The organism is Mycobacterium sp. D16R24 (assembly GCF_002013385.1).
Lineage (GTDB): Bacteria > Actinomycetota > Actinomycetes > Mycobacteriales > Mycobacteriaceae > Mycobacterium.
In genome coordinates this window covers 1-7,541 of the sequence record NZ_MAEV01000055.1, presented here as the reverse complement: position 1 = coordinate 7,541, position 7,541 = coordinate 1, and the positions used below count along the sequence as shown (strand labels likewise).

General features: G+C 66.3%; 8 protein-coding genes and 2 pseudogenes. 4 read left to right on the top strand and 6 right to left on the bottom strand.

The features are described from left to right. Both B4383_RS26045 and B4383_RS26040 read right to left on the bottom strand, forming a co-directional pair. A pseudogene (locus tag B4383_RS26045) lies at positions 1 to 286 on the bottom strand (arsenical-resistance protein); the annotation flags it as partial. After that, positions 283 to 798, bottom strand: a complete 516-nt coding sequence (locus tag B4383_RS26040; protein ID WP_078281979.1) for an ArsI/CadI family heavy metal resistance metalloenzyme — start codon at positions 796 to 798, stop codon at positions 283 to 285. The pseudogene B4383_RS26045 and the gene B4383_RS26040, both read right to left, overlap by 4 nt. A gap of 104 nt (positions 799 to 902) precedes the next feature. Between B4383_RS26040 and B4383_RS26035 the strand changes: the two genes are divergently transcribed. Then, positions 903 to 1,262: an Rv2640c family ArsR-like transcriptional regulator gene (locus tag B4383_RS26035; RefSeq protein WP_078281804.1), complete on the top strand. Its 360-nt coding sequence runs from the start codon at positions 903 to 905 to the stop codon at positions 1,260 to 1,262. Positions 1,263 to 1,303: 41 nt separating this feature from the next. Here B4383_RS26035 and B4383_RS26030 read toward each other — a convergent pair whose 3' ends face one another. Continuing rightward, complete coding sequence (locus B4383_RS26030) at positions 1,304 to 3,337, bottom strand: heavy metal translocating P-type ATPase (RefSeq protein ID WP_078281805.1); 2,034 nt, start codon at positions 3,335 to 3,337, stop codon at positions 1,304 to 1,306. Continuing rightward, a complete protein-coding gene (locus tag B4383_RS26025) occupies positions 3,334 to 3,714 on the bottom strand; it encodes a metalloregulator ArsR/SmtB family transcription factor (RefSeq protein ID WP_078281806.1) in 381 nt (126 codons plus the stop codon). Before B4383_RS26025 ends, B4383_RS26030 begins: the two co-directional genes overlap by 4 nt. A gap of 110 nt (positions 3,715 to 3,824) precedes the next feature. On the opposite strand from B4383_RS26025, the gene B4383_RS26020 reads away from it, so the two are divergent. The 3 genes and pseudogenes from B4383_RS26020 (at position 3,825) to B4383_RS26010 (ending at position 5,872) form a co-directional block, all read left to right on the top strand. Further along, the gene (locus tag B4383_RS26020) at positions 3,825 to 4,571 is read left to right on the top strand and encodes an adenylate/guanylate cyclase domain-containing protein (protein ID WP_078281807.1); all 747 of its coding nucleotides are present in this window, start codon (positions 3,825 to 3,827) and stop codon (positions 4,569 to 4,571) included. Next, a complete protein-coding gene (locus B4383_RS26015) occupies positions 4,541 to 5,176 on the top strand; it encodes a class I SAM-dependent methyltransferase (protein ID WP_078281980.1) in 636 nt (211 codons plus the stop codon). Before B4383_RS26020 ends, B4383_RS26015 begins: the two co-directional genes overlap by 31 nt. 292 nt (positions 5,177 to 5,468) lie before the next feature. Next, positions 5,469 to 5,872, top strand: a pseudogene (locus tag B4383_RS26010) (heavy metal-responsive transcriptional regulator). Positions 5,873 to 6,445: 573 nt separating this feature from the next. Here B4383_RS26010 and B4383_RS26005 read toward each other — a convergent pair. Together B4383_RS26005 and B4383_RS26000 are read right to left on the bottom strand one after the other, a co-directional pair. Beyond that, positions 6,446 to 6,874: a hypothetical protein gene (locus B4383_RS26005; RefSeq protein ID WP_078281808.1), complete on the bottom strand. Its 429-nt coding sequence runs from the start codon at positions 6,872 to 6,874 to the stop codon at positions 6,446 to 6,448. Further along, a partial coding sequence (locus tag B4383_RS26000; RefSeq protein WP_176138504.1) for a tyrosine-type recombinase/integrase occupies positions 6,867 to 7,541 on the bottom strand: 675 nt, incomplete at its 5' end. The genes B4383_RS26005 and B4383_RS26000, both read right to left, overlap by 8 nt.

Here is a 7,541-nt window from a genome sequence, read left to right as displayed (position 1 = left end):
CTAGGGAGCCGATCAGCAGCTTCCGATCGCCGGTGACGGTGTCGAGGCGGTCGTAGCGGACCTTGGCCAGCACCGGGTACATCATGATCAGCAGCCCTAAGGCGATGGGTAGCGAGATCCCGTCGACCTGAACCTTTTCCAGCGCGGTGTTCAGGCCCGGTATCGAGCGGCCTAGGAGCAGGCCGGCGGCCATCGCCACCCCGATCCACACCGGCAAGAACCGATCCAGGGTGGACAGCTTCCCGGCGACCGCCACATGCCCGGCCGATGTCATGGTTTGGTTCATCGCGGGGTGCAGCATGCCGTCGTAGCCGCCGCCGCGGCCTCGGGATGTTCGGCCGTGTCCGCGGGCTGGCTCTCTTGGGCCGTGTGTTCGCAGGCGCAGACACCGTCAGGGTCTTGGGCCAGCAGCTCGGGGCTGGCCCCGAAGGTCTCCGAATCGGCTAAAACGGTGTAGATTTCCCACTTTTCGCGATCGGGCGCGGTGACCCACACCTTGTCCTGGGTGGCGAAACAGCACGTGGTGCCGATCTCTTCTTCGGTGAACATGCCCGCCGCGCTCAAGCGCGCGATCTCGGCGTGCACCTGCTCGCTGGAGTCCACCTGCACCCCGAGATGGTTGATGGTGCCGCCATGGCCGGGGTTCTCCAGCAGCACCAGCTTCAGCGGCGGTTCCTCGATCGCGAAGTTCGCATACCCCGGCTTGCGTTTGGCCGGTTCGGCGCCAAAGAGCCTGGAATAGAACGTGATCGCCTCGTCAAGGTCATCGACATTGAGGGCGAGTTGAATACGGGACACGGGTGCCACCTCCACAACTAATGAGATATTCATCGAACTAGTCGGACAGTCGCCAGTATGCCACCTCTTTGACATATGTCAATGCGACGGGGAGAATCGGCTGTATGCCCAAAGCGCTGCCTGTGGTGGACACGACTGGTCCGGTGTGTTGTGCGCCGGTGGCCGCTGGTCCCATGTCCGATATGCAGGCGTTGGAGGTGGCGCTGCGGCTTAAGGCCCTGGCTGATCCGGTGCGGGTGAAGATCATGTCGCAGCTGTTCAGCGCCCCTGACGGCGAGATCATCAGCGGCGATCTCGCCATTGAGATGGGGCTGACCGAATCGACGGTCAGCCACCATATGAATCAGCTGCGCAAGGCGGGGTTGGTGGAGTCAGATCGCCGCGGCATGAACGTCTTTCACCGTCCGGTACCCGATGCGCTGACGGCGCTGTGTGCCGTACTGGACCCCACCTGCTGCCGGTAGTCGCGGCCGCGATGGCGGGTTAGCGATTCAGGTGTCCATTCTCATCGGATTTCGGGCATCGGATTTCGGGTAACGTCGCTGCCTGCTCCGCCCGCCGGTGTCAGTGGTTCTGGGGTGAATGTTGTGGGGTGCCGGTCAGAGCCGGGGTTCTCTGGGGTGGCTGTGGGTGTGGCGAGTGGTTTGGTGCGGGCGGCGCGGACGCCGTTGGCGATGACCACGATTTCGGCGAGTTCGTGGATGGCGACGACGGCGGCTAGACCGAGGAGCCCGGTGAGGGCCAGTGGGATGAGCACGCTGATCAGGGCCAGGGACAGGCCGATGTTTTGCAGCATGATGGATCGGGCGCGGCGGGCGTGGCGGAATGCTTGGGTGAGGTGGCGCAGGTCTTCTCCCATGAGGGCAACGTCGGCGGTTTCGATGGCTACGTCGGTGCCCATGGCGCCCATCGCGATACCGAGGTCGGCGGTGGCCAGAGCGGGTGCGTCGTTGACGCCGTCGCCGACCATTGCGGTCGGGTTGTGTTGGCGCAGTTGACTGATCAGGTGGGCTTTGTCTTCGGGGCGCAGGTCAGCGTGCACGGTGTCGATACCGGCCTGGCGGGCCAACGCGGCCGCGGTGGCGGCGTTGTCGCCGGTGAGCATGAGGACCTGGTAGCCGTCGCGGCGCAGCCTCTGGACCACTTCGCGGGCTTCGGGGCGCAGTTCGTCGCGTACGGCGATCGCCCCGATAAGTGCGCGGTCCTCTTCGATGAGGACCGCTGTTGCGCCGCCGGCTTGCATGGCGGCGACCTGGGCGGCCAGCGGGCCGGGGTCGAGCCAGCCGGGGCGCCCCAACCGCAGGCTGTGGCCGTCCAGGTCGCCGGTGAGCCCGGCGCCGGTGACGGCTTGAACGTTGTCGGCCGGTACCACGGTGTCGGCGGCGGCCAGGATCGCGGCAGCCAGCGGGTGTTCACTGCGGGCTTCCAAAGCTGCTGCAGCGGAAAGGACTTGGGCGGCGGTGGCGGCGCCGACGGTGGCGACCTCGATGACGGCGGGCCGGCCCGCGGTCAGGGTGCCGGTCTTGTCCAGGGCCACGGTGCGGACCGCGCCGAGGGCTTCTAGGGCGGCGCCGCCCTTGACTAGGACCCCGAGTTTGGAGGCGGCACCGATCGCGGCGACCACGGTGACCGGCACGGAGATCGCCAGCGCGCATGGGGATGCGGCCACCAGCACCACCAGGGCCCGTTCGATCCACACCAGCGGATCCCCCAAGATGCTGCCCACGACGGCGATCGCGGCGCCGGCGATCATGATGGCCGGTACCAGGGGTTGGGCGATCCGGTCGGCCAGTCGCTGGCTGGCGCCCTTGCGGGATTGTTCGGCCTCCACGATCGCCACGATGCGGGCCAGCGAGTTGTCCGCGGCGGTACTGGTGACCTCGATATGCAGTACTCCGGTGCCGTTGATCGACCCGGCGAACACCTCAGCGCCCGGGCCCGCCTCCACGGGCACCGATTCGCCGGTGATCGCCGAGGTGTCCAGGGCAGTGCGCCCCTGCCGGATCACACCATCGGTGGCCAGGCGTTCCCCGGGACGCACCACCATCATGTCGCCGACCTGCAGATCGGCTGGGGCGATGACGGTTTCGGTGCCGCCCCGGATGACGGTGGCCTCATCGGGCACCAACGACAACAAGGCCCGCAGGCCACGGCGGGTCCGCGCCAGCGAGTACTCCTCCAGGCCCTCACTGATGGAGAACAAAAACGCCAGCATTGCGGCCTCGCCGACCTCACCGAGAAGCACCGCACCGACCGCTGCGATCGTCATCAAGGTGCCCACACCAATCTTGCCGCGGGCTAGCCGACGCAGTGTGGACGGCACGAACGTGTAGGCACCGATCGCCAAAGCCAGCCCGTACAACCCTATTTCGACCGGGCGCGGCCCCCCGGACCAGCCGGTGATATAGCCAGCCGCCAGCACCACGCCCGCGACCGCGGCCGCACGCAGCTCCGCGATCTCCCAAAGCCGTTCGGGTTCGCGCTCGGCCTGGCCGCCGGGGCGGTCCTCATCAGAGCCGCAGCCACACGCATCGCTCACCGGGCCACCTTCTTCTTCACGTCACCGGGGTGGCCGTAGTTCGGGCACAACGCCACCGCGCTGCCCGTGGCGGCCAGCAGCGCTTCGGCGGCAGTGAACACCGCCAGCACCTCGGGGCGCGCCAGCCGGTACACCGAGGAGCGGCCCTGCGGCCGGTAATCGACCAGACCGCAATCACGCAGGCAGCCCAGATGCGCCGACACCGTCGACTGCGCCAAACCCAACTCGGCGGTCAGATCCACCACCCGGGCCTCACCGGCAGCCAATCGCTGCAAGATCACCAGCCGCGTCCCATCCGAAAGGCTATGGAACAACGCCGTCGCCGCCTCCACATCGACCACCTGCCGGGGGCTGCCCGAAGACCTGTTCATCGCCATCAGACGATGATAGCGTTTAATACTGTTGATTGGTCAAGCCGGGGCGGCAGCGCCAAAGATCGATGTGGCCCGAGCGGCGGGGCCGAACGATCCGGAAAGGGCGGGCGAGGATGCTGGAAGACCCGTTAGTGCTGCCCGCCTCAGGTATTGACTTCGACACGGTGGCGGCGACATTCGCGTTCGTGGACCTGGTCGGTTACAGCGCGCTCACCGAGATATGCGGAGATCAGGAAGCTGCCCAGCTTGCCGCGCGGCTGGCTGAGCTGGCCCACGATGCACTGCGTCCCGGCGTGGCGCTGGTCAAAACAATCGGCGACGCAGTGATGCTGGTCGCGGGCACACCTGCACAGATGGTGGCCACCATCTGCGAGTTGGCCGACTCGGTGGCCGTCGAAAACGGGTTCTTGGCTGTGCGGGCCGGTATTCATCACGGCAACGCGGTCAGGCATGGCGATGACTTCTTCGGGCACGCAGTGAACATCGCCGCCCGTATCGCCGCACTCGCCGGAGCTGGGCAGGCCGTCATCACCGTCGAGATTCTTGACTCCACCGCCGAATACGGTCTGCCTACACGGTCGTTGGGTCCAACGCTGTTGCGCAACATCACCACATCCATGACGCTGCACATGGTGGCGCTCACCGCGGCCCACCGCCCCCGCGACCTTGTCTGCGGCATCCGCATCGACCCGGCCACCGCGCCGGCCCGGCTCCAGCACGAGCAGCGCACCTGGTGGTTCTGCTCGGCTGCATGCGCCGACCGATTCGCCGCCAACCCGACCCGTTACACGCCGCCGGTATCGATCACCACTAGCGAAGGGCCACGAGCATGGCACGTGACTGGACACGCAACCGACTGAAATTCTTTGTTGCCGGGCCGCTGTTCGAGGCGGGCGACCGGGTCATTCCCGGCCATCCGCACAACCGTCTGGCGCAGCTGGTCGCCGACCATCACCCGGCGCGGGTACTCGAACTATGTGGCGGGACCGGTTACACGGCCCGCCTGCTGGCGGCCCGTGCCCCGGATACGGCGATCGACTCGGTGGACATTTCCCCGGAGATGCTTGCGGTAGGACGGCACCAGCTGGCCCGTAGCGGGCTGCGTAACGTGAGGATGCACGAAGCAGATGCCGCCGAATTACCTTTTGCCGATGACACTTTCGATGTCGCGATGAGCATCTTCGGACTACACGAACTCCCCACCGATACCCGGCGCCGGGCGTTGGACGAGGTGGTGCGGGTGCTGCGCCCGGGCGGATCGATCGCGGCCATCGACCTGGACCGGCCGCCCTCGGCCCAGCGGGTGTTCAACGCCTACCTGCGCCTCACCGAGCGGCCCCACGCCCGCCAGGTCCTGGGCAACGGCCTGGCCGACGAACTCACGCTCCACGGCCTCACGGTCACCGAACACCGGCCAGCGCCCGGCTGGGCGAGGCCGTTTCAAATCATCCAGGCCCACACCTAAAACCCCAGTACAGCAACACAAATACCGCCAGCGGTTCATGCGTTCACGGGGTTGGCCGGTGATCGGGCGCTGGGGTCAGGCCGGAGGCGGCGGTGGTGGCGGCGGGCAACACGGATCGGCCCCATTCATCGCCGCGGCCATCGCCTCACAACAGTCACGTAGCTCTTGATCCATTTTCTAGATCCACCTTCCTGATCCGTAGCGCCAACCGGATATCGATCGGGCACCGCCCATCCTGAACGTTCCTCTACGGTGGAAGGTCAAGGGCAGCCGTCGGAAAAGGGAGATCGGGATGCAAATCAGTGAGCTGGCCCGCCGCACCGACGTCCCGGTCAAGACATTGCGGTTCTACGAAACCGAAGGCCTGCTGCCAGCGCCCACGCGGCGGGGCAACGGATACCGGGACTACAGCCCCGAATTCGAGGGCCGACTGCGATTCATCCGCCAGGCCCAGACCGCCGGACTCACCCTGGCTCAGATCCGTGAAATCCTGCACTGCACGATCAGGGCCTGGCGCCCTGCGCCACGGTCACCGCGCTACTGACCGAACGACTAGCCGCCGTGCGTGCCCAAATCGCCGAATTGCTTGCGCTGCAAACCACCCTGCAGAACCTGATCGATCGCGCCCAGCGCAGCGCACCCGGCACCGCCGCCAACGTCTGCTGGATCCTGGAAACCAACAGCACCGAACATTGACCGCCGGCCGCGCAGACACCTCGACAAAGCGCTGCCTACCGGTAACCGTCTCGCCGGCTGCGTCGAGTTGTTCGCCCTCATGGTCGCCGGCGCTACCAACGGTTGATATCAGTGCCGAGGGCTCTGCCGTGGAATTGGCGTTGCGGCTCAAAGCATTTAGCAGACCCGGACAAGGCTGCGGTTGGTGTCGATCCTGCTGACCGCCAGCGAGGGGCAAGTACCAGTCCAATACTCATCCGATCGAGGCCGTGCGTGATGGCGCTAAAGAAGATTGCCCAGAGGTGCTGATGACCTGCTGCTGACCAAACTGTGCACCGCCCGGCCGAGTGTGTGGAAGCTGCGTGCGTTCTCGATATAGCCATCCACGTGCGGTTTGCCTACGTAAGATCGCAGGATTCCGGCCAGCGGTCGTAGGTTTTGTCGTCTTGGAGGCTGCCGAGAATCGTGTGGGTCCACCTGCGCACCTGCGCACCTGGTGATGGACGATGCAGACGCTCTGCCCGGTGCTTAGTTTGTGCACGTGCAAGGTCGCCATGTGCGCACGGTACGGACAGAGATCGACAAGCCGAAGCGCTAACTGCCGAGGCGCAGTTGCGCTGTGAGCCGTGCGATCTCGCCGTGCGCTGCCGCGAGGGCGGCGTCCTTCTCCTTGAGTTGTGCATGTAGATCGGTGATTTGGGCCCGGTGTTGGTTGCGCTGGGTGCTCAGTTCGCGGCGCAGCCCGGCCACAATGCTCGTGGGCATCGCCCCGGCGGCAGCGCCGGAGGCCGGTGTAGTGGATGCGCGAAGGGAGTCGTGGGCGCGGATACGGGCCAGCTGCTCAGGGTTGCGGTAGATGGTTTTGCGGGTGACCCCGGCGGCGCGGGCCACGGCGTTGATGTTGATCGGTGCATGCTGACGGCGCAGGTCACGGATCGCTTTGTCGATGCGGGCACGGGCATCGGCGGAGCGTGCCTTGGCGTGCCGGAGCAGCCCGTCCAGGCCCGGTTGGGGTTCAGTCATGGGTGCTCCTGCGGCGCTGAGCGTGATCGAGTGCTGATTCGTGAGCGCCACGGGTTGCGATGGGCAGCAACGGAATCCGTGTGGCAGTCGCCGGTCCGCTGACTGCCACAGATGTCGGGATCGAGTGGTCGGTCAGGCGGGTGATGATGGCGTCCAGGGAGGTGATTTCGCGCAGCCGCTCGGCGACCCACACGTTGGAGTCGGCCAGCTCGCGGCCGGTGCGGGCGGCCACTTGGGCACGGCGGGCATCGAGTAGTGCCGCGGTGGCCGCGCGCTGCTCGCGCAGCTCGTCCAGATGGGTGGCATCGGTCGCGAAATGGCCGCACGACAGGCAGGCGTTGCCTTTGTCGCAGGACTTCAGCGGCGGCAGCAGGCATACCCCGTTGGGCAAGATGCGGTCGGTGCGTTTGGCCAGCTGGGTCATTTCATAGATGTCGGCGGGGCTGATCGCGATGTCGGCGCCGTGAGCGCCGATCTTCTTGTGTTTGAGGAATTCTGCTTCGGCAGTGGCTGCCAGGGTGGCGGCGTAGCGGGCCGTCATCTCCGGGCTCTTGTGGCCCAGGTAGCGCTGCACCACGTGAAACGGGACACCATCGTTGAGCAGTTCGGTGGCGCGGGTGTGCCGCAGCCGGTGAGTTTGGGAGAACCGCAACGGGTTTCCTGCTGG